Consider the following 21,277-nt stretch of genomic DNA (forward strand, 5'->3'; position numbering starts at 1 on the left):
CCCGGACCGCCCGACAGACGTGGTAACCGACGGCGGGAGCGTGGCCCGTGGGGCGCACCGGTACCGGCACGCCCCGGGAGACCCACATGACCGGCGCTGTACCGCGGGCCCGTAGGACCGCGGGGCCCCCAGGACGCAGGGCCGCAGGAATGCGGGACCGCGGGCCCACAGAGGACCAGGGTCAGGCTCAGGTCGTGTGGCCCGCGGCTCCGGATGACCGGCCGGAAGGCTCAGCCGCCCAGTTCCTGGTGGCGTGCCGTCAGGCGTGACGCGCCCTCCTCCGTCAGGGAACCGAAGAGGCGCAGGCGGGAGATACCGCCGTCGGGGAAGATGTCCACGCGCGCGTGGGTGCCGACCACGGGTTCGGTGAGGGTGAAACGGTGGTTGGTGTCGGGCTGGAGACGCGTGCGGGGCAGGACCTCCGTCCACTCCCCCGCGGCGCCTTCACCTCCCTCGCCGTTCCTCACCGAGACCGAAGCCCATCCGGCGCTGTTGCCCTTCAGGTACGCCGTGTCGATCTCGACGGCGCGGATCTCGGACTGGGCGACGAGCCGATAGCTGATCCAGTCGTTGCCGTGGTCGCGGCGCCGGCGGGTCTCCCAGCCGTCGTCCATCTTGCGGGAGCGGCCCGGCTGGATGGTGTTGGTGGCGGGTGAGTAGAAGAGGTTGGAGGCGTCCTCGGCCTGTCCGCCGTTCTCCAGGGCGACCACGTCGAAGGTGTCGAGGGCGGACAGCCAGCGCGGGTCGGGCACGACCTCTCCGTGCACGCGCAGGCGCGCGATGCCCCCGTCGGGGTGCTGGTTGACGCGCACGTGGGTGAAGCGCTGCTCCACGGAGACGGCGAATCCGTTGGCCGCGTGACCGCCGACCGGCGTGCGCGGCACGAGGGCCGTCCACTTCACATCGTCCGCGAGGAGTTCCTCGGGAGAGGGCGAACCGGGCACCGACGCGCCCTCGACCGACACCGCCTGCGGATAGTTGCCGCGGAAGTGGGCCGTGTCGACGACGATCCCGCGGATCACACCGGGGGCGCCGAGGCGCACCAGGGCCCAGTCGTGGTCCTCGGCGGTCGGCCACGGATGCTCGGCCGAGGCACCGCGGCGCCGCCGGGTCTCCCAGCCGTCCATGATCTTGCCCTTGTGGCCGAAGTGCTCGGGATCGAACGCGGCGGGCTCGGCCACGAGGAGGTTCTCGCGCTCGGCGAAGAACTCGTCGTTGGCGGCGACGACCCCGGCGCCGAGCCGCCGGTCCGCCAGGTTGGCGTACTGGGTGAAGGGGAAGTCGGCGGTGCGGTAGTCCGCGTACGGGTCCCCGCCTCCGTAGGGGTTCGCGTCTCCGGTGAAGGTGGCCGGAACGGGTGGGCGCTGCGCCGTCACGATGATCGATCTGCCTTTCGGGGGTCGGCCGTTGCGGGTGCGGATGCGGTGCGGGTGCCGGAGTGCGGTGCGGCGGTCGGATCCGTGAAGCGAATCGGTTCACACGAATCAGGGTGATCGCGGTTCGGTGGTGGGTTTACGGGTGGCGGGTGAGGAGGTGCCCGGTGGGCTCGGCGAACCGGCCGTCGGCGGCGATGCGTTCACCGCGCAGCCAGGTCGACTTCACGACGCCGCTGAGGGTCCTGCCCGCGTAGGCGGTCACCCGGTTGCGATGCTGGAGGGCGGCGGGGTCGACGGTGAACGTCTCGTCGGGGGCGAGCACCGCGAAGTCGGCGTCGCGGCCCGCCTCGATGGCGCCCTTGCGGTCGCCGAGGCCGACCAGTTCGGCCGTACGGGAGGACATCCAACGGACCACGTCCTCCAGGCCGTGGCCGCGCCTGCGGGCCTCGGTCCAGACGGCGGACAGGCTCAGTTGGAGGCCGGAGATGCCGCCCCACGCGGTCGCGAAGTCGTCCGTCTTCAGGTCGGCGGTCGACGGCGAGTGGTCGGTGACCACGCAGTCGATCGTGCCGTCGGCCAGCGCCTGCCACAGCAGGTCCTGGTTGGCGGCCTCGCGGATGGGCGGGCAGCACTTGAACTCGCTGGCGCCGTCCGGTACTTCCTCGGCGGTCAGGGTGAGGTAGTGCGGGCAGGTCTCCACCGTGAGCCGGACGCCGTCGGCCTTCGCGGCGGCGATCAGCGGAAGCGCGTCGCTCGACGAGAGGTGCAGCACGTGCACGCGCGCGTCGAGGCGCTTGGCCTGCGCGACGAGGCTCGCGATCGCGGTGTCCTCGGCGTCACGGGGGCGCGAGGCGAGGAAGTCGGCGTACTTCCGGCCGCTCTTCTGCGGGGCGGCGGCCAGGTGGCGCGGGTCCTCGGCGTGCACGATCAGCAGGCCGCCGAATCCGGCGATCTCGGCCAGGGACCGGGCCAGTTGCTCCTGGTCCAGTTCGGGGAACTCCTCGACCCCCGAGGGCGACAGGAACGCCTTGAACCCGAAGACACCGGCGTCGTGCAGGGGTCGCAGATCCTTGACGTTGCCGGGCAGCGAGCCGCCCCAGAAGCCGACGTCGATGTGCGCCTTGGAGCGGGCGACGTCCTGCTTCGTACGGAGGTTGTCGACCGTCGTCGTGGGCGGGAGGGAGTTGAGCGGCATGTCGATCAGGGTGGTGATGCCGCCGGCGGCCGCGGCGCGCGTCGCCGTCCAGAAACCCTCCCACTCGGTGCGGCCGGGGTCGTTCACATGGACGTGTGTGTCGACGAGGCCGGGCAGCAGGACATCGTCGCCGAAGTCCTCGAACCGGGCGCCGGGCGGTACCTCGGCGTCGTGCGGGAGCACGGCCGTGATCTTCCCCGCGGCGACCGCGACCGAAGCGGCGCGCGTCCCTTCGGGAGTGATGACGCGCGTCGAGCGCAGCACCAGTTCGGCATCGGACACCCGGACCCCTCTCTCCGTGGCCGTTGACTCCCGCTGTCGCCGGTTTACTTCCGCGTAACGGAATTCAACTTTCTGTTGAAGAAGTCTTCACTCCGGCCCTCCCGCCGTCAAGGGTTCATTTCTCCAGCCTCCCCCGATCCCCCCGGTCCCGCCTCCGACCCGGCCGACTCTGGAGGTTTCCACAAGACGAAATCTGACTTCCGTCAAGCAGAATGTAGTGATGTACAACCCGGGAGTCGATCGACTGCCGGGTAGGCTGCGTTTCCGCCCGCCCGCCCGAAAGGACCGCCGCCGTGCCGCCGTCCAGCGCCAGCACCACCGACGCCGCCAAATCATCCGCTCCCAGTGGCGGCGTCCAGTCCCTCGAGCGCGCTTTCGATCTGCTGGAACGCATGGCGGACGCCGGGGGCGAGGTCGGTCTGAGCGAGCTCTCCGCGAGCAGCGGGTTGCCGCTGCCGACCATTCACCGGCTGATGCGCACCCTGGTGGCCTGCGGATACGTACGGCAACAGACCAACCGCCGCTACGCGCTCGGCCCCCGTCTGATCCGCCTCGGCGAATCCGCCTCCCGGCTGCTCGGCACCTGGGCCCGCCCCTATCTGGCGCGCCTGGTCGAGGAGACCGGCGAGACCGCGAACATGGCGCTGCTCGACGGGGACGAGATCGTCTACGTCGCCCAGGTGCCGTCCAAGCACTCCATGCGCATGTTCACCGAGGTGGGGCGCCGGGTGCTGCCGCACTCCACGGGCGTCGGCAAGGCGCTGCTGGCCCACACCCCGGACGACGAGGTGCGCGCGCTGCTCGCCCGTACCGGGATGCCCGCCGCGACCGAGAAGACGATCACCACGCCGGACGGCTTCCTCGCCGCGCTCGACGAGGTGCGCCGGATCGGTTACGCGGTCGACGACAACGAGCAGGAGATCGGCGTCCGCTGCCTGGCTGTCTCCGTGCCCGACTCCCCGACGGCCGCCGCGATCTCCATCTCCGGTCCGGCCGGCCGGGTCACCGAGGCCGCCACCGAGAAGATCGTGCCGGTGCTCCAGCAGGTCGCGGCCGAGCTGTCGGAGGCCCTGGCCAGCTCGGGCCCGGGCACCAACTGACCCGACCTGATCAACCCAGGCAGGCCAGGTCACTCCGCCCTGCCTGGCCCAGGCAAGTCCAGGTCACATCGCCTCTGCCTGGCCCCCGTGCAAGTCCAGGTCACATCGCCTCTGCCTGGCCCGGGCAAGTCCAGGTCACACTGCCCCTACCTAGCCCAGACAGACCCAGAACACCCTGCCCCTACCTGGCCCAGGGCAGGCCAGGTCACCCGCCCCTACCTGGCACGAGCAAGTCCAGGTCACCCCGCCTCGGCCCGCAGCCGGCTGCGCTCCGGCACCGGCCGACCGGCCGAGCGAGCGAGCGAGCGACCTGAGCCCGGCCCCACCGTCCGCGCTCACCCGCGCCGCGCCGCCTCAGTCGGGTCCCGCGGTTCCGACGGGTGCCTCCAGGCGCCCGTCCGCCATCTCCCGTACCGCGTCCGCCTCGCCGAGGTGGGCGCGGTCGTGCGTCACGAGGACGGTCGCCGTGGCACGTTCACGGGTGAGCCGGACCAGCAGGTCGAGCACCGCCGTGCCGCGTTCGTGGTCGAGGGCGCTGGTCGGTTCGTCGACCAGGAGCACCGACGGCTCGTTGACGAGCGCTCGGGCGATGTTCACCCGCTGCCGCTGACCGCCGGAGAGCTGGTGGGGACGCCGGTGCGCCAGCTCGCCCAGCCCGACCGCTTCGAGCAATTCCCTTGCCCGGTCCGCCACTTGGCGACGTCCGTCCAGGTGGCCCATCACCTGGAGCTGCTCCAGCGCGGTCAGCGAGGGCAGCAGGTTCGGCTGCTGGAACACGATCCCGATCTCGCGCCGCCGCAGCACGGCCCGCTCCCCGGAGGTCAGCGTCCCCGTCTCCGTACCGCCGACGAGAACGCGCCCGCGGTCCGGGGTGACGAGGGTCGCCGCGACCGCGAGGAGGCTCGACTTGCCGGATCCCGAGGGGCCGACGACGGCCGTCATGGTTCCGGCCGGCACCAGGAGACCGACGCCGTCCAGAGCGGTCAGGCGGCCGTCGCCGTCCGGGTAGGTGAGGGTGATGTCGTCAAGGGTCAGGCTCATCGGGCACTCTCTCGCGGTTCGGTCCGGCGCTTCGGCACACCGTCGCCGGGTACTCCCGGCACCTTCATCGGCACTTTCGGACGCCCTCGGCGGACACTCCCGGCCCCCTCACCGAGCACTCCCCGTCGCCCACGGACGCCCGGACGCCCCGGACGCACCGGACGGATACTCCCGGCGCCCTCATCGGGCGCCTCCCAGCGCGGTCAGCGGGTCGACGGCGGTGATCCGTCGTACGGACAGGCCCGCGCCGAGCGCCCCGAGGGCGACCATCACGGCGGCGGGTCCGAGCACGGTCGGCCCGTCCAGCACGAAGGGCACGTCGCCGCCCCGTACGAGGGCGCCGGCCGCGGCGGCGAGGCCGGTACCCAGCAGCGTCCCGGCGGCGAGCATGAGCACCGCCTGACCGAGCGCGTCCCGCAGCAGATACGGCGTGGAGGCGCCCAGCGCCTTGAGGACCGCGATGTCGGACGACCGCTGGATCGTCCAGACCGTGAAGAACGCCCCTATGACGAGCGCCGAGATGACGAAGAGGAATCCGCGCATGAGCTGGAGCGAGCCGTTCTCGGCCCGGTAGGAGCCGATGGCGGTGAGGGCGTCGTCCCGGGTGAGCGTCTTCGTCCCGGCGGCACGGTCGGCCGCCGGGAGATCGGCTCCGTGGGTGCGGAGGGCGATCACCGTCGCCGGGCCGGAGAGATCCGTCCACACGACGGGGGTGTGGCTGTACGAGGCATGGCCGGCCACGGCCGCGACGGCCAGCTCGGTGCCGCCGAGCCGCACCCGGTCCCCGGGCGTGACGTCGAGCGCCGTGGCGGCCTTCTCGGATAGCACGACTCGGCCGGGGGCGACCCCCGCCGGGGCGATCCCCGAGCCCGGCCGCACCGCGAAGGAGGACACCGCGGCCGTACGGTCCCCGGCGGCCGCGTTCACCGTACGGATGCCGATCGGCTCGGCCGAGGTGACGCCGGGCCTGTCGGCCCAGCTCTCCCGGGCGCGTGAGGGCACCTCCGAGCCGGTGAAGGAAACGGACTGCCCCGCGGGTGGCGCGGCAAAGGCGAGGTGGTCGGCGGGCAGCGCGGTGACCGCCGAGGTGTTCTCCTCGGCGAGCCCGGCGGTCAGCCCGGACAACAGCCCCACGAGCAGGGTGATCAGTACGACCACGGCTCCCATGAGGGTGAACCGCCCCTTGGCGAACCGTAGATCTCTCCATGCGACGAACATGCCGCAACCCTGCTGCCCGGACCGTGTCCGGGGCATCGCGCCACGGCATGGTTCACCCGCGCCGAAGGAGGGGCGCCCGTGCCACCGGGAGTCGGACCGGCCGGAACCGGGGGAACGACGGCCCGCGGACGCCGGATGGAGGCCGCGCGGCCGAAGGGGGCAGCCGGCTTTCAACCTTTCGGTTGACCGGGGCCGGCCCCGCCCCGCCTACCCTGGAACGACCATGAATGTCCGCCGCCGCTCCCCCGTCGTCGCCACCCTGCGCCTGTGCCTGTACGTCCTGCTCGCGGGGCTTCTCCTGCTGGCCGCGCTGCGTTCCGGGGACAGCGGGCACCCGGCGGCGGTCGTCCTGTCCGTCCTCGTGACCGGCGCGCTGCTCGTCGCGGGCGCGGCCGGCCCGGCGGTGCACCGCTCACGGCGTGCGGCCGCGGTGTGGGTGGCCGCGCTCAGCGTGAGCTGGCTGGTGCTGGTCACGCTCTCACCGGACGGGCTGTGGGTGGCGTTCCCGCTCTACTTCCTGCAACTGCATCTGCTGCCGGTGCGCTGGAGCCTGCCCGCGGTCGCCCTGACCGCCGGGGCTGCCATCGCGAGTTTCGTGGCGCACGGCGCCCCCCTCACGCCCGGCGCGTTCATCGGCCCGCTGCTGGGGGCGGCGGTCGCGGTCGCCACGGTCCTCGGGTACGAGGCGCTGTACCGGGAGAGCGAGCGCCGCCGCGAGCTGATCGAGGAGCTGATCGCCACCCGCGCCGAGCTGGCCGAGGCCGAACGCGCCGCGGGCACGCTCGCCGAGCGGGAGCGGCTCGCCCGCGAGATCCACGACACGCTCGCCCAGGGCCTGTCGAGCATCCAGCTCCTGCTGCGCGCCGCCCAGCGCCTCTTGCCCGCCGGCTCCCCGGCCGCCCCGCATCTGGAGCAGGCCCGCGCGACCGCCCAGGACAACCTGGCCGAGGCCCGCCGTTTCGTCCGCGCGCTGACCCCTCCCGATCTGGAACACGGCTCGCTGGCCGCCGCGCTGGAGCGGCTGTGCCGGTCGGCCGCCGTGGACACGCCGAAGGTCCACTTCTCGGTGAGCGGCCTGCCCGCCGAGCTTCCGACCCCGTACGAGGTGGCCCTGCTGCGGATCGCGCAGTCGGCGCTCGGCAACACGCTGCGCCACGCGCACGCCGACCGCGCGGAGATCACGCTCAGCTTCATGGACACCTCGGTCGCCCTGGACGTGGTCGACGACGGTGTCGGCTTCGCCCCCGGCGGCGTACGGCCGGACCGGGACCGCGCGGAAGAGGACCGCACGGAAGAGGACCGCACCGACGCGGACCCTGCCGACGCGGGCCATGTCGACGGAGGCCATGCCGACGGGGGCTTCGGTCTCCCCGCGATGCGCTCGCGGGCCGAGTCGCTGGGCGGGACGTTCACCGTCGAGTCGACACCCGGACAGGGGACGGCGGTGGCGGTCACGCTGCCGCTCCCCGTCACCGGCGAGCCGCCGGAAACGACGTCCGGGCGGCCGCCGGAGACGGCGTCCGTGGGCGCCGATCGGCTTGCGCCGCCGCGCGCCGCGGGGCGCCGCACATGACGGTCCGCCTGCTGCTCGCGGACGACCATCCGGTCGTCCGCGCCGGACTGCGCGCCGTGCTGTCCGCGGAGCCGGACTTCGAGATCGTCGCGGAGGCGCCGACGGCGGAGGCCGCGGTGGAGCGCGCCCGGGCGGGCGGCGTGGACGTCGTCCTCATGGACCTCCAGTTCGGTGCCGGGATGCACGGAGCCGAGGCCACGGCGGCCATCACGGCACGCCCCGGCGCGCCCCGGGTCCTCGTCCTCACCACGTACGACACCGACGCTGACATCCTCGCCGCGGTCGAGGCGGGCGCCTCCGGCTACCTCCTGAAGGACGCGCCTCCCGAAGAACTCTCGGCCGCCGTGCGCACCGCCGCGTCGGGTCACTCGGCGCTCGCCCCGCGGGTCGCCGACCGCCTCATGGACCGCATGCGCACCCCGGCCGCCGCCCTCAGCCGTCGCGAACTGGAAGTCCTCGAACTGGTCAAGGACGGTCTCTCGAACCAGCAGATCAGCAAGAAGCTGTTCCTGAGCCAGGCGACCGTGAAGTCCCATCTGGTGCACATCTACGCGAAGTTGGGCGTGGACTCCCGCACATCGGCGGTGGCGGCGGCCACCGAGCGGGGCGTCATCCGCAGACGGGGCTAGATTCCCCGGGAGCCCGGCCGGTGGCGAGGGTCGCCGTCAGGGCGGGCCCGGCAACGGAGTGCGGCTACCGCAGGCTTCGGTGCGGGGGTTCTCCGAAGAGTTCGACCGCGGTGCGGACGTCCGCGAGGCGGGTCGCCAGGGCGCTGACCGAGCCGATCGCACCCGCGACCAGAAGGAGCGAGCGGCGCAGCCGGGGGATCTCCGGGAGGCCTCCGGCGGCCATCGCGGCGAGCGCCGCGAGCTCGTCCTCCGCGATGCCGCGGTCGGGGAACTCGACCGGGTGCGCGGCGAGTTCACGGCGCAGTCGGGAGACGGCGGTGCTTAACTCCGCCACCCTCGGATCCTCGTCGCTGCCGGTCACTGGCCTCTGCCCCAAGCTCCGCAACACAGCTCTCCCCCTCGCGCGCCGTTCTGCGTCGGTCCCTCTTGTGCCTGCGTCGGTCCCTCTGATGTCGGCCCCAGCTCCCCCGTGGCGGTGGTCGGTCGCCGGGGGGACGCGGGCCAGTAAACGCCACCCGGTGCGCCGGGCGCCACCACGCGGACCGAAATTCAGCCCGGCGACACCCGCGCGACGGCCCGGGTTCCGGGGCGCGGTCCGGGGCGGTCGGGTATGCAGGAGACATGACGGAGAACAAGGACGAGGTGGCCGGGCTGTTGCTGGCGGCCGGCGGCGGACGCCGCCTCGGGGGCCGCCCCAAGGCACTCCTGTCCCACCGGGGACGGCCCCTCGTCGAACACGCGGTCGGGGTACTGCGCGCCGGCGGCTGCACCCGGATCCATGTCGTCCTCGGCGCGCGGGCCGAGGCCGTACGGGAAGAGGCGTCGCTGGCCGGGTGCGTCCTCGTGGACAACCCGCGCTGGGAGGAGGGCATGGGCTCCTCGCTGCGGGCCGGGCTCGACTCGCTGAGGGACTCGGGGGCGCGGGCCGCGCTGGTGTCCCTGGTCGACCAGCCGGGGATCGGCCGGGAGGCGGTGGCCCGGGTGCTCGCCGCGTACGCCTCGCCGCTGACGCTCGCCGCGGCGGCCTACGACGGGGAACGCGGCCATCCGGTGCTGTTCGGGGCCGGTCACTGGGCCGGGATCGCGGCGACCGCCACCGGCGACCGGGGAGCGCGCGCCTACCTGAAAGCCCATGACGACGCGGTCACCCTCGTCGAGTGCGGGGATGTGGCGCGGGCGTACGACATCGACACGGAGGCCGACCTGGTCCACCTTGAGTGAGCGGGGTGGCACCGAGCGCCACCTTCTGTCGACCCGGAGAATCTTGACGTCAACAAACCATTGAACTTCCACCATGAGGAAATTAGTATCCACTTTCCAGAGCGCCCGTCCGTGTCGAGGGCGCCGGGCGTCGTCCCCGCGCGCCACGGCACCGGGTGCCAGGCGCGGTGACGCCGCGCATGGTTCGCTCGCATGACCCGTATACGGACCGCCCGAACACGGTTCGTCCGTATATGACTCGTCCGTATGTGGCTCGTCCGCACGTAGCTCGCTGAAGGAAGTGACAGCTCATGTCCGCACCAGCGCCGTCCCCGCTGGCCATCGTCGACGCCGAGCCCCTGCCCCGGCAGGAGGAGGTCCTGACCGACGCGGCCCTCGCCTTCGTGGCCGAGCTGCACCGGCTGTTCACCCCCCGGCGTGACGAGCTCCTCGCCCGCCGCGCGGAGCGCCGTGCCGAGATCGCCCGCACCTCCACGCTCGACTTCCTCCCGGAGACCGCGGCGATCCGTGCGGACGACTCCTGGAAGGTGGCCCCCGCTCCGGCCGCGCTGAACGACCGCCGGGTCGAGATCACCGGCCCCACCGACCGCAAGATGACGATCAACGCCCTCAACTCGGGCGCCAGGGTCTGGCTCGCGGACTTCGAGGACGCCTCCGCTCCCACCTGGGAGAACGTGGTCACCGGTCAGCTCAACCTGATGGACGCGTACACCCGCAGCATCGACTTCACCGACCCGGGCTCCGGCAAGTCGTACGCCCTCAGGCCGGAGGGCGAACTCGCCACCGTCGTGATGCGGCCGCGCGGCTGGCATCTGAACGAGCGTCACCTCGTCGCCACCGACGGAACGCCCGTGCCCGGAGCGCTGGTCGACTTCGGCCTGTACTTCTTCCACAACGCCCAGCGGCTGATCGACCTCGGCAAGGGCCCGTACTTCTACCTGCCGAAGACGGAGTCCCACCTCGAAGCCCGCCTGTGGAACGACGTGTTCGTCTTCGCGCAGGACTACGTCGGCATCCCGCAGGGCACGGTCCGCGCGACCGTCCTGATCGAGACGATCACGGCCGCGTACGAGATGGACGAGATCCTCTACGAACTCCGCGAGCACGCGGCCGGGTTGAACGCGGGCCGCTGGGACTACCTGTTCTCCATCGTCAAGAACTTCCGTGACGGGGGAGCCAAGTTCGTCCTGCCGGACCGCAACGCGGTGACGATGACCGCCCCGTTCATGCGCGCGTACACCGAACTCCTCGTCCGCACCTGCCACAGGCGCGGCGCGCACGCGATCGGCGGCATGGCCGCGTTCATCCCCTCGCGGCGCGACGAAGAGGTCAACAAGGTCGCCTTCGAGAAGGTCAAGGCCGACAAGGACCGTGAGGCGGGCGACGGCTTCGACGGTTCGTGGGTGGCCCACCCGGACCTCGTCCCGATCGCGATGGCCTCCTTCGACGCCGTCCTCGGTGACCGGCCGAACCAGAAGGAGCGGCTGCGCGAGGACGTGTCGGTCGCGCCCGGCGACCTCATCGCCGTCGACTCGCTCGACGCCCGGCCGACGTACGACGGTCTGGTCAACGCCGTTCAGGTCGGCATCCGTTACATCGAGGCCTGGCTGCGCGGGCTCGGCGCGGTCGCCATCTTCAACCTCATGGAGGACGCCGCCACCGCCGAGATCTCGCGCTCGCAGATCTGGCAGTGGATCAACGCCGGTGTCGTCTTCGAGCACGACGGCCGGACCGTGGCGGCCACCCCGGAGCTGGCCCGCGAGATCGCCGCGCGGGAACTCACGGACATCCGCGCCGAGATCGGCGAGGAGGCCTTCGCGGCCGGCCGCTGGCAGCAGGCCCACGACCTGCTCCTGAAGGTCGCGCTGGACGAGGACTACGCGGACTTCCTGACGCTACCGGCGTACGAGCAGTTGAGGGGCTGACCCGGTAGCGGCCGGCCGGCGGCCCCGGTAGCGGCCGGCCGGGCGGCCCCGGTAGCGACAAACCGGCCGTCCCCGCTCTCGGTTCTCCAGTGTTTGCGGTCTCAGGTCGGCAGTCCGGTCCATCCGGTCCGTCCGGTCTCAGCTCGCCGGTCCGTCCGGTCCGTCCCGTCTCAGCTCGCCGGTCCGTCCGCGTTTCTGTCCGAGTGGCCCAGGGATCTCTCCGGGGCCACTCGGTCGCGTACCAGGCGCTTGACCGCCGTGGGCTCGGGGAAGCCCTGCTCGCGGCGGTCCCAGATCACCTCGTCGTCGACCCGGACGACGAAGACGCCGCCGGTGCCGGGCTTCAGCGACAGCTCGTCGATCTCCGCCTCGAAGGTGGTCAGCAGTTCCTGGGCCAGCCAGGCCGCGCGGGGCAGCCAGCGGCACTGGGTGCAGTACTCGATCTGGACCCGCTGGACGTCCGTCATCCGAGATGCACCGACCAATCCTGTTCCGCCGCCGGTTTGCCGTGCAGGTCAGGGACCTGCTTGAGCCAGTCCGGCCTCCCCCGCCGGGTCCGCTGGGCGCGCTCGGCGTCCTCCGCGGCGAGCCGCTCGCGGGTCGGGAAGTCCGTCGGGAGCCAGGCCGCGGAGGCCCGGACCCGGGCGAGGAGGTAGCCGACGTACGCCTCACGGACCGCGTCGGGGCCCGCGAAGCCGGGCTCGTCCGTGAGCCAGGCGTCGGGCACCTCGGCCAGGACCGCGCGCAGCAGTTCCTCGGTGACCCGGGGCGCGAGTTCGGCGTCGGCCGCGCGGGTGTCCGGGTGGTGGCCGCCGAGCGCGTGGCGCCGGAAGTCGTACGCCTTCTCCGGCGACGAGGCGTCCCAGCGGTGGTGGAAGACGAGGGCGGCGCCGTGGTCGATCAGCCAGAGCCGCGGCGGCGCGATGCCGAAAGTGGGCCAGATCATCAGGTTCGAGCTGTGCACCGTGCGGTCCACGTTGACCGTGAGGGCGTCCAGCCAGATCACCCGGCCCGCCTCCAGCGGGTCGACGGGGAAGGTCCGCGCGACCTCCGGGGTGAAGTCCTTCGCGCCCGGCAGATAGTCCATGCCGAGGTTGAGCCCGGCGCTGGCCCGCAGCAGGTCCTGGACCTCCTGGTGGGGCTCGTGCCCGCCGACGGCCGGATCGAAGTGGACGAGGACCAGCTCGGGGAACCGCAGCCCGAGCGCGCGGGCCAGCTCACCGACGACGATCTCGGCGACCAGCGCCTTGTGGCCCTGGGCGGCACCGGTGAACTTCACGACGTAGGTGCCCAGGTCGTCGGCCTCGACGACCCCGGGCACGGAGCCACCGAACGTCAGAGGCTCGATATAGCGGGTGACGGTGACCTCTCTCAACATCTTCCAAGGCCCCACAACTCGATTGCCTTACATTCCATGACAGGCACCAACACGGCGCATCCTCGGGAATCCTCCGCGACCAGCTCTGGGCAGGATCCGGGGAGTTTCGGCTGACGTCCTCGCCTCCCTCTCTCCCCAGCGATCCGTCAATGGCGGTGCGGCCCTCGGCTCCGGCCTCGGGCATGAAGTGAGCATAGTGACCAGGCGTGACAGCCGGGGAGGAGTGCCCGAGCCACCGTGCCGGCGCCACGACGGACTCCCCCGCCTCCAGCATGATCGAGGCGCAGGTGTGCCGCAGCACGTGGAAGCCGTCCCTCGGAGCTGCTTCCCACCGCCCATCCGCCACCTGGTGGTGGGCCCGCCTTCGGGTTCAACGGCGGGTCTCCCACCACAGGATGATCAGCGTCCTGTCCCCGGCCCCACCCGCGCTCAGCCCTGGGACGCGGTCCGCTGACTCGGGCGGCCGGCGGAGGCCTGCTGGATGTCCGCTCCGGAACTGACGTGCCGCTGGGTCTCCTGGGGACCGTGCCAGTCCAGACACATCACGGTGGCATCGTCCTGAAGCGGGCCACCGGCCGCCTCCCGGACCGCGGACGTCAGCGTCAGCACGGTCTCCCGAGGGTGCAGGTCACGGGTGCTCGCCGACAGAGCGAGCAGATCGACCTCCTCCCCCTCCCCGCGATGTTCGAACATGCCGTCCGTCAGCATGAGCAAACGGTCACCGGGGCGCAGATCGACATCCTGAACGCGGTAGGAGTGCGGAACGCGCACGGACAGCCCGAACGGCTGGTCCACCTCGCAGGTCATCACCTCCGCAGCCCCCTCGCGCACCCGCAGGGGCCAGGGATGACCGGCGTTGACGAGCTGGGCCCGCCCGGTGGGCAGGTTGATGCGCAGCAGCTGCCCGGTGGCGTGACCGTGGCCGTGGGCAGCCAGGGCCTTGTCGGCCCGGCGGGCCTGCTCGGCCAGGTCGGCTCCCGCGCGGCGGGCGCCGCGCAGGGCGCCCACCAGGACCGTGGCGGCCAGAGCGGCGCCGATGTCGTGGCCCATCGGGTCGGTCACCGACACGTGCAGGGTGTCCCGGTCCAGGGTGTAGTCGAAGGTGTCGCCACTGAGGTCTTCGGAGGGCTCCAGATTCCCGCACAAGGTGAACTGCGCGGCCTCGCAGGACAGTGACGGGGGCAGCAGCTGGTACTGGATCTCCGCTGCCAGGGTGGGGGGCCTGGAGCGTTTGCCCCAGGTGTAGAAGTCGGTGAAGCGCCCGTTGGCGATCACGACATAGGCCAGGACGTGGGCGGCCTCCCCGACCGCTTCGAGGACATCGTCGCCGGGGGCGGCCGGCAGGAGCAGCTCCAGCAGTCCGATGGCGTCACCCCGGTTGGTGACCGGTACGATCACACGCTGCCCCCGGCCCGTCGACTCCTGGTACAGCCGCTGGGTACGGATCACCTGCTCGTACACGCTGCCGAACATCGGTATCCGCTCGGCTTCCGGCCCGCCCTCCACCGCCCCGGCGGTGGACAGCCGTGCCACCGCCCTCCCCGTCAGATCCACGATGAGGAAGGAAACCTTCGTCGCCTCGAAACGCCGCCGCAGGTCTTCCGCGACCACGTCGACGGCGTCCATCGGCGCCGCCGTCTCCGCCGCCGTCAACAGCCGGGGAAGTTCACTCTTTCCACCGCTCACGGCAGCAGTCCCTTCCACCCGCCCTCATCCCGGTCTGGGCACCACCACGATCAGCGGCAACCGGTGCGGCTCGGTGAACGCTGGGGGTGTGACCTGTCCCTTTCGGAGCTGCCAGACACGAAAGGCGGGGTCTTCGTCGCCCCGTTCGGCGGGAGTGACTGTGGCCGGGCCGGATAAGGTCACCGGGGTCAGGACTCACGACGTGAAGGGGGTGTGTCGGGTGGCCCGGGTTGCGGTCCTCTCCGCGGGATCTTGGGGAACGGCCATGGCGAAGGTCTTCGCCGACGCGGGCAGCGACGTCGTGGTCCACGCCAGGAGGCCCGAGATCGCCGACGCGATCAACGTCCGGCATCAGAATCCGTCCTACCTGCCGGGCGTCCTCCTGCCGCCCCGCCTCCGGGCGACGACGAGCGCGGCCGAGGCCCTCGCCGGTGCGGCGTACGTCGTGCTGTCGATCCCCGCGCAGACGCTGCGGGAGAACCTCGCCGACTGGGCCCCCCACAGCGCCCCGGACGCGGTCGTCGTCAGCCTGATGAAGGGCATCGAGACATACTCCGGGCTGCGCATGTCCGAGGTGATCAACGAGGTGACGGGTATCCCGGTCGAGCGGATCGCCGTGCTGTCCGGGCCGAACCTGGCCCGGGAGATCGCCGACGGGCAGCCGGCCGCCTCCGTCATCGCCTGCCCCGACGAGTCCGCGGCCGCCGCGCTCCAAAGGGCCTGCCACAACCCCTACTTCCGCCCGTACACGACCACCGATGTGACGGGCTGCGAGCTCGGCGGCGCGACCAAGAACGTCATCGCCCTCGCCGTCGGTCTCGCAGCCGGTCTCGGCCTGGGCGACAACTCCCGCGCTCTGCTCATCACCCGCGGCCTCGCGGAGACCGCCCGGCTCGGCGCTGCGATGGGCGCCGACCCGCTCACGTTCTCCGGGCTCGCCGGGGCCGGCGACCTCATCGCCACCTGTTCCTCGCCGATGTCCCGCAACCGCACCTTCGGCGAGCACCTCGGGCAGGGCATGAGCGTCGAGGAGGCCACCGAGGCGACGAACCAGACCGCGGAAGGCGTGAAGTCCTGCCGGGCCATCCTGGACCTGGCGCGGGCCCACGGGGTCGAGATGCCGATCACCAAGGTCGTCGCCGCCGTGATCGACGGTACTGCCACCGTGGAAGACGCCGCGGCGGCCCTGCTGTCCCGGGCTCCGAAGCCGGAACACTACGGCTCTTGAAGCCATCAGCCGACCGGCAGGCGCATCGACCGCCCGTAAAGACAGAATCCTGACCGGCCGGGCCATCCCGCGGAGAGCCCTTCGCCCCAAGGGGCCGCACTCACGAAGGCCCCTCCGAGCGGCCCGAGGGCGACCGGATACAGTGCGCGAGGCGGCAGCCTGGTCAGAGACTGCTGCCTGGTCAGGGAGGGGAAGCGTGACCGACGCCGGCAACACCCGATCCGCCGACAGCGAAGCGCAGGCGCCGCGGCCGAGCCGACTGCACCGCCTGATGCGCTACATCCCCCTGATCGCCCCCGTCCTGCTGTGGGCCGTGCCCTGCTGGGTGCTCCTGTTCACCGGCCAGCACTGGCCGCTGCCCGTCGCTCCGGTCGGCACCGCCCTGTTCGTCCTCGGCCTCATCGGTATGCCGCTCGCGATGGGGCGCGGCCACGGCCGGCGTCAGCAGGACCGGGCGGCGATCGTCGGGGACAGCTTGCTGGGCGCCAGTTGGGTTCTGTTCACCTGGTCCGTTCTGCTCGGCGTCTTCTTGCGTCTCGCCCTGACCCTGGCCGGCGTCGGCGGGAGTCAGGACCGGGCCCGAATCGTCTCGTGGGCCGTCCTCGGCGTAACCGCCGTACTGCTCGCCTGGGGATACGCCGAGGCCCGCCGCGTGCCGCGCGTGCGCCGACTCGACGTCCAACTCCCGCGGCTGGGTGCCGGGTTGGACGGCCTCCGCGTCGCCCTGATCACCGACACCCACTACGGACCGCTCGATCGCGCCCGCTGGTCGGAACGGGTGTGCGAGACGGTGAACACCCTGGAAGCCGACCTGGTCTGCCACACCGGCGACATCGCGGACGGCACGGCCGAACGCCGCCGCGCCCAGGCCGCCCCGCTCGGTACCGTGCGGGCGACCCGGGCCCGCGTGTACGTCACCGGCAACCACGAGTACTACACCGAGGCCCAGGGCTGGGTCGACCTGATGGACAAGCTGGGCTGGGAGCCGCTGCGCAACCGCCATCTGCTGCTCGAACGCGGCGGCGACACCCTCGTGGTCGCCGGCGTGGACGACGTCACCGCCGAGTCCTCCGGCCTGGCAGGCCACCGCGCCCACCTCGCGGGAGCCCTGAACGGAGCCGACCCCGACCTGCCCGTCCTGCTCCTGGCACACCAGCCCAAGTTCGTCGACCGGGCGGCGGCCGAAGGCATCGACCTCCAACTCTCCGGCCACACCCACGGCGGCCAGATCTGGCCCTTCCACCACCTGGTCCGCATCGACCAGCCCACCGTCGCCGGCCTCAGCCAGCACGGCACCCGCACCCTCCTCTACACCAGCCGAGGCACCGGCTTCTGGGGCCCGCCGTTCCGCGTCTTCGCCCCCAGCGAGATCACCCTGCTCGTCCTCCGCTCCCCGCACCGGCCCACCTCGCCGTAGCACCGGGCGGGCCGACACATCCGCCTGGAGCGCCGAACTCGTCGTCGGCGCCCTGGACATGGCCGCCGCGCTGGGCCGCCTGGAGCCCGGCCCCGTGAGCCACAGCAACCGCGGATCGGAATGCACCTCCACCCAACTCCGCACCAAAACAGGTGAGTTGAGGCACAGGCACAACACGGGTGGAACCGGAAGCTGCTTCGACAACGCCGCCGCGGGGAGCTTCTGAGCCGTCCTGAAAGAAGAGATCGGCACGACGCCCACGCCGGGATCCCGTACGCGCCCGCGTTCGTCGGTGCGCGACGAATTCCGGAACCTCGGGTTCCACGCCCCCGGCGGCCGGACGGTCAAGAGGCGTCGGCTTGAGCGCCCACATCTGCCGCTCATGGTGCGGGCACGCGCGGCACTGACGCAGTTCGGCCCGGCAGTGCGCAGGCGTCGTGTGCCGGTGGGCAGCCCAGTCGGCCGCGGGTGGTGATCAGCAGGACGAGGGCCGCGGCGGTGGCGCTGAGCAGGAAGGCGTGTGCGGCGTCTTCGCGGGACAACGTGGGGAACATGCCGGACCAGGCGACGGACATGTAGTTGTTGACGCCGCAGTGCAGCAGCATGGCCATCGGCAGGCTCTCGCCGGTGCGGTTGAACACCCAGGTCATGACGAAGCTGAAGGCGATCGCGGTGGCGACGAACTCCAGCGGCGTGGTCCAGGACACGTGCGGCCAGTTGCCCCACTGGGTCAGGAACAGCGGGAGGTGCCAGGCGCCCCACAGCGGACCGACGACGAGGGTGCCGCGCAGCGGGCCGTAGCGGCGCTGCAGGCGGGGCATGGCGAACTCGCGCCAGCCGGGCTCCTCGGCGAGGCCGGTGGTGATCATCTGCACGAGCAGACCGGGCAGGAACGCGGCCAGCACCACGACGGGCGGCATCGCGGGACCGCGGCCGGACAGCGCGACCGCGGTGAGGGTCAGCCCGGCGGGCACCGAGAACAGGACCACGGCGTACCAGCGCCAGCCGACCTTGAACTTGGTCATCCGGCCGCGCCAGGCCCGTAGTCCGCGGCGTCCTTCGGTGGTGCCGGTCACCAGGAGTGCCGACAGGATCGGGCCGAGGTAGGCGCCGGGCAGGACGCCGAAGAGCTGGCTGCCGGGGCCGCCTCCGGGGAAGGCGAAGTGCCAGACGCCCAGGCCGTTCTCGGACAGGACGTACGGCGTCCACGCGGTCCAACTCAGCAGGTAGGCCAGCGAGAAGAACCAGGTCAGGGGGCGGCGGCGGATGCTGCCCCGCAGGCCGGTGCCGGCCTCGCGGCTCGTGTCGGCCGGTCGGTTCTCGATACTGACGGGGTCTTGGATGCTGCTCACCATGGTGTCCCTTCGGAAGCGGTCGGAAGCTGTCGGAGCTGTGTCGGAAGCCGGCTGACGTGACGTGTTCAGCACGCCAGTCACGCGTCACTGGGCGCGGATGGCGTCGGCGGGTGGTGTGCGCAGCGCCTGGCGGGTGGGGAGTTCGATGGTGAGGAATGCCGTGACGGTGACGGTGAGCGCGAGGGCGGGGAGCAGCCAGGCGGGGCCCGCGGGCCAGGGGCGGCCGAGGAAGCCCTGGCCCAGGAGGGCGAGGGGCACGGCGGACAGCAGCAGGGCCGTGGTGAGCGCGGTGGCGGCGGTCACCGCTGCCTCGCGCCGCATCATCGCGCGGATCTGACGGGGTGTGGTGCCGATGAGGCGGAGCGCCCCCAGTTCGACCCGGCGCTGGGCGGTGGCGGCGACGAGTTTGTTGGCGATGCTCAGCAGGAGGTAGACGAGCAGGACCACGATGACGGCCAGGTTGATCCACACCTCGGGCGGGGCGTCCCTCAGACCGCCGCCGGATGTGGGGTTCGTGTCCTCCAGTGCCAGACCCGGGTGGGACGCGGCGAGGTCTGTCAGCGCCCGGCGGGCGGTCGCCGTGCCGTCCGTGCGGACGAGGATGCTCTGGTCGAGCCCCGTCGTGGTGTGTCCGGCCGCCAGGTCGTGGGACAGCACCACCGTGCCGAAGCCGAGACCACGGCTGTAGACGGCGACGACCTCGGCGTCGACCCGTGCGCCGTCCCCGAGGACGAGGCGCACCCGATGGCCCACTTCCGCGGCGCGCGAGCGGGCGACATCGCTGCTCACGGCGATCGTGGCGCCGGTGAGACGGTCCAGGCTCCCCGCCCGTACACCGAGGTCGAGGACGTCCGACGCGTCCGGGGTGAGGATCGTCGCGGAGCCGGACTCGGTCTCCGTGTCGCCGAACATCTTGTACGGCCACACCACCGTGGTCGTGCTCACCGGGGCCGCCGCCCGTACGCCGGTGGTGTCCCGTACGTCGGCGAGCGTGCCGTCGGGCAGTCCGCCCAGGCCCGGCGCGCCGAGGCGCTGCTGGGCGAGCGTGCCGGTGCGGGTCTCGTCCGCGGTGGCGGCCAGCACGGTGGTCTGGCTGAGGGTGTACGTCAGGACGAACACGACCGCCATGGCCAGGGAGCTGACGATTCCCGCGTTGCGCAGGGCGTACGCGCGGACGTTGGCCATCGCCAGCCAGGTCGGCGCGGAGACGCCGGAGCGGGTGCGCCGGGCCGCCGCGTTCCCGATGCCCCGGACGAGAGCCGGGCCGGCCAGGGCCAGGCCGATCGCACCGAGGATGCCCGCGATGGAGGTGGCCGTCGCGCTGATGGCCGTGCGGGAGAAGAGGGGTACGGCCGACATGGTGGTGGCGGCGACGATGACGAGGAGGCCGATGCGCGTCCGGGTCCGCGACGGATCGCGCGGCTCGCTGCGCGACTCGGCGACGGCCTCGGTGGCCGGCATGCGGGAGGTGCGCCGGGCCGAGCCCCGGGCCGAGACCTGTACGACCAGGGCCATCAGGACGATCGTCGCGAGGGCGGGCAACGGGCTGATGGTCAGCGGGAGTTCGGCGGGAACGAGCCCGCGGTCCGCCAGCAGTCCGCGGAACTGCCCGGCCAGCAGGTAGCCGAGCGCCACACCGGGGACGAGGGCCACGGCCGCGACGACGGTGGACTGGGCGGCGGCAAGTCGCCGGATCTGCTTCGGAGTCGCGCCGACGGCCCGCATCAGCGCCAGATCGCGGCGCTGCCCGGCGATCGCCACGGCCAGCGCGCTCGCCATGACGAACCCGGTGATCAGCAGGATGATCCCGGCGAGCGAACCGGCGAGGAGGACCAGCAGGGAGCGGCTCGCGCCCGCGCCGGGCGACACGAGGTCCCCGCGACGGGCACCGGTGACCGTCTCCAGCCCCGTGAGCCCCGCGCCCTTCAGCTTCTTACGGACTTCGTCGGCGACCCGCTCCTCGGAGCCGGGTGCGGTGCGCAGACCGATCAGGTCGACGGTCCCGGCGCGCGAGTCGCCGTCCCGCCCAGCTCTCCCGTCCCGCCCGGACAGTCGAACGGCCGTCGTGTCGGCGAAGAAGACACCGGCCCCCGGCGCGTCGACGACCGCCGAGACGCGATAGCGGGCGGCGGGCCGGGCGCCCGCGACGGCCTCGATCCGGTCGCCCGCCTTCACTCCCGCCGCGGCGGCGGTGGCACTGTCCACGGCGATCTCGCCGGAGCCGGACGGTCCGCTGCCGTGGACCTGAGCACCGTCCAGCAGCTTCACCGAGGACCAGCCGTGGCCCGATGCCCGGGGATCCCCGGCCGGTACGACCTGTCCATGGGCGTCGACGAGGGCGGCGGGGAAGCCGAGGTCGCCGACCGCCTCGGTGACACCCGGCAACTCGGCGAGTTCGCCGACCAGTTCGGCCGGGACCGTACGACGTTCCGGGAGCGCGATCGGCAGGTCGCCGCTCGGGTGGAACTCCTGGTCGGCCGCGACGACGACGTCCGCGCCGCCGAGACGGCCGACGGGCAGATGGGAACGCAGACCGGACTCGGCCAGTACGCCGGTGCCGGTGATCAGGGCCGCGCCGCCGAGAACCGCGCAGGCCACGGCGATCAGCGCGGTGATCCGGTGTCCGGCCATCCGCAGGGCGAGACGGAACATG

At 72.3% G+C, this 21,277-nt stretch carries 17 protein-coding genes and 1 pseudogene; 7 read left to right on the forward strand and 11 right to left on the reverse strand.

The genetic code is table 11. The features are described from left to right. Positions 1–230: 230 nt before the first annotated feature. The gene (gene alc / locus ACIQRL_RS13895) at positions 231–1,376 is read right to left on the reverse strand and encodes an allantoicase (protein WP_401331189.1); all 1,146 of its coding nucleotides are present in this window, start codon (positions 1,374–1,376) and stop codon (positions 231–233) included. Positions 1,377–1,512: 136 nt separating this feature from the next. Beyond that, the gene (allB, locus tag ACIQRL_RS13900) at positions 1,513–2,853 is read right to left on the reverse strand and encodes an allantoinase AllB (protein ID WP_401331191.1); all 1,341 of its coding nucleotides are present in this window, start codon (positions 2,851–2,853) and stop codon (positions 1,513–1,515) included. 293 nt (positions 2,854–3,146) lie between these two features. Between allB and ACIQRL_RS13905 the strand changes: the two genes are divergently transcribed. Then, positions 3,147–3,953 (forward strand): IclR family transcriptional regulator, encoded by an 807-nt coding sequence (locus ACIQRL_RS13905; RefSeq protein ID WP_401331193.1) that lies wholly within the window; start codon positions 3,147–3,149, stop codon positions 3,951–3,953. A gap of 354 nt (positions 3,954–4,307) precedes the next feature. On the opposite strand, the gene ACIQRL_RS13910 is transcribed toward ACIQRL_RS13905, so the two are convergent. Continuing rightward, positions 4,308–4,994 carry an ABC transporter ATP-binding protein gene (locus tag ACIQRL_RS13910; protein WP_401331195.1) on the reverse strand — a complete coding sequence of 229 codons (687 nt, stop codon included), beginning with the start codon at positions 4,992–4,994 and terminating at the stop codon, positions 4,308–4,310. A gap of 180 nt (positions 4,995–5,174) precedes the next feature. Continuing rightward, entirely contained in the window at positions 5,175–6,212 is a 1,038-nt protein-coding gene (locus tag ACIQRL_RS13915; RefSeq protein ID WP_401331197.1) for an ABC transporter permease, read from the reverse strand. 223 nt (positions 6,213–6,435) lie between these two features. On the opposite strand from ACIQRL_RS13915, the gene ACIQRL_RS13920 reads away from it, so the two are divergent. Together ACIQRL_RS13920 and ACIQRL_RS13925 are read left to right on the forward strand one after the other, a co-directional pair. Beyond that, positions 6,436–7,785, forward strand: a complete 1,350-nt coding sequence (locus ACIQRL_RS13920; RefSeq protein WP_401331199.1) for a sensor histidine kinase — start codon at positions 6,436–6,438, stop codon at positions 7,783–7,785. After that, positions 7,782–8,414 (forward strand): response regulator, encoded by a 633-nt coding sequence (locus ACIQRL_RS13925; protein ID WP_401331201.1) that lies wholly within the window; start codon positions 7,782–7,784, stop codon positions 8,412–8,414. Before ACIQRL_RS13920 ends, ACIQRL_RS13925 begins: the two co-directional genes overlap by 4 nt. A gap of 64 nt (positions 8,415–8,478) precedes the next feature. Here the strand turns inward: ACIQRL_RS13925 and ACIQRL_RS13930 are convergent, their stop codons facing one another. Then, complete coding sequence (locus ACIQRL_RS13930; RefSeq protein ID WP_401331203.1) at positions 8,479–8,802, reverse strand: DUF5955 family protein; 324 nt, start codon at positions 8,800–8,802, stop codon at positions 8,479–8,481. Between the two features lie 233 nt (positions 8,803–9,035). Here ACIQRL_RS13930 and ACIQRL_RS13935 point away from each other — a divergent pair, with 233 nt between their 5' ends. Together ACIQRL_RS13935 and aceB are read left to right on the forward strand one after the other, a co-directional pair. Further along, on the forward strand, positions 9,036–9,635 hold the full coding sequence (locus ACIQRL_RS13935; protein ID WP_401331205.1) for an NTP transferase domain-containing protein: 600 nt from the start codon (positions 9,036–9,038) through the stop codon (positions 9,633–9,635). 290 nt (positions 9,636–9,925) lie between these two features. Next, positions 9,926–11,560 (forward strand): malate synthase A, encoded by a 1,635-nt coding sequence (gene aceB, locus ACIQRL_RS13940; RefSeq protein ID WP_401331207.1) that lies wholly within the window; start codon positions 9,926–9,928, stop codon positions 11,558–11,560. Between the two features lie 170 nt (positions 11,561–11,730). On the opposite strand, the gene ACIQRL_RS13945 is transcribed toward aceB, so the two are convergent. The 4 genes and pseudogenes from ACIQRL_RS13945 to ACIQRL_RS13960 form a co-directional block, all read right to left on the reverse strand. Further along, positions 11,731–12,027 (reverse strand): SelT/SelW/SelH family protein, encoded by a 297-nt coding sequence (locus ACIQRL_RS13945; RefSeq protein WP_401331209.1) that lies wholly within the window; start codon positions 12,025–12,027, stop codon positions 11,731–11,733. Then, positions 12,024–12,938 carry a HipA family kinase gene (locus ACIQRL_RS13950; protein WP_401331211.1) on the reverse strand — a complete coding sequence of 305 codons (915 nt, stop codon included), beginning with the start codon at positions 12,936–12,938 and terminating at the stop codon, positions 12,024–12,026. The genes ACIQRL_RS13945 and ACIQRL_RS13950 overlap by 4 nt, the downstream gene beginning before the upstream one ends. Before the next feature lie 196 nt (positions 12,939–13,134). Continuing rightward, positions 13,135–13,284 (reverse strand): annotated as a pseudogene (locus ACIQRL_RS13955) (site-specific integrase); the annotation flags it as partial. A gap of 83 nt (positions 13,285–13,367) precedes the next feature. Next, a complete protein-coding gene (locus ACIQRL_RS13960) occupies positions 13,368–14,564 on the reverse strand; it encodes a PP2C family protein-serine/threonine phosphatase (RefSeq protein WP_401331740.1) in 1,197 nt (398 codons plus the stop codon). 271 nt (positions 14,565–14,835) lie between these two features. Here ACIQRL_RS13960 and ACIQRL_RS13965 point away from each other — a divergent pair, with 271 nt between their 5' ends. Together ACIQRL_RS13965 and ACIQRL_RS13970 are read left to right on the forward strand one after the other, a co-directional pair. Beyond that, a complete protein-coding gene (locus tag ACIQRL_RS13965; RefSeq protein ID WP_401331741.1) occupies positions 14,836–15,852 on the forward strand; it encodes an NAD(P)H-dependent glycerol-3-phosphate dehydrogenase in 1,017 nt (338 codons plus the stop codon). 196 nt (positions 15,853–16,048) lie between these two features. Continuing rightward, positions 16,049–17,269 carry a metallophosphoesterase gene (locus ACIQRL_RS13970; protein WP_401331213.1) on the forward strand — a complete coding sequence of 407 codons (1,221 nt, stop codon included), beginning with the start codon at positions 16,049–16,051 and terminating at the stop codon, positions 17,267–17,269. A gap of 380 nt (positions 17,270–17,649) precedes the next feature. Here the strand turns inward: ACIQRL_RS13970 and ACIQRL_RS13975 are convergent, their stop codons facing one another. Both ACIQRL_RS13975 and ACIQRL_RS13980 read right to left on the reverse strand, forming a co-directional pair. After that, complete coding sequence (locus tag ACIQRL_RS13975) at positions 17,650–18,624, reverse strand: CPBP family intramembrane glutamic endopeptidase (protein ID WP_401331215.1); 975 nt, start codon at positions 18,622–18,624, stop codon at positions 17,650–17,652. 84 nt (positions 18,625–18,708) lie between these two features. After that, positions 18,709–21,276 (reverse strand): FtsX-like permease family protein, encoded by a 2,568-nt coding sequence (locus tag ACIQRL_RS13980; RefSeq protein WP_401331217.1) that lies wholly within the window; start codon positions 21,274–21,276, stop codon positions 18,709–18,711. Position 21,277 lies beyond the last annotated feature (1 nt).

It is taken from the genome of Streptomyces sp. NPDC091209 (assembly GCF_044757755.1).
In the GTDB taxonomy this organism is placed as follows: domain Bacteria; phylum Actinomycetota; class Actinomycetes; order Streptomycetales; family Streptomycetaceae; genus Streptomyces.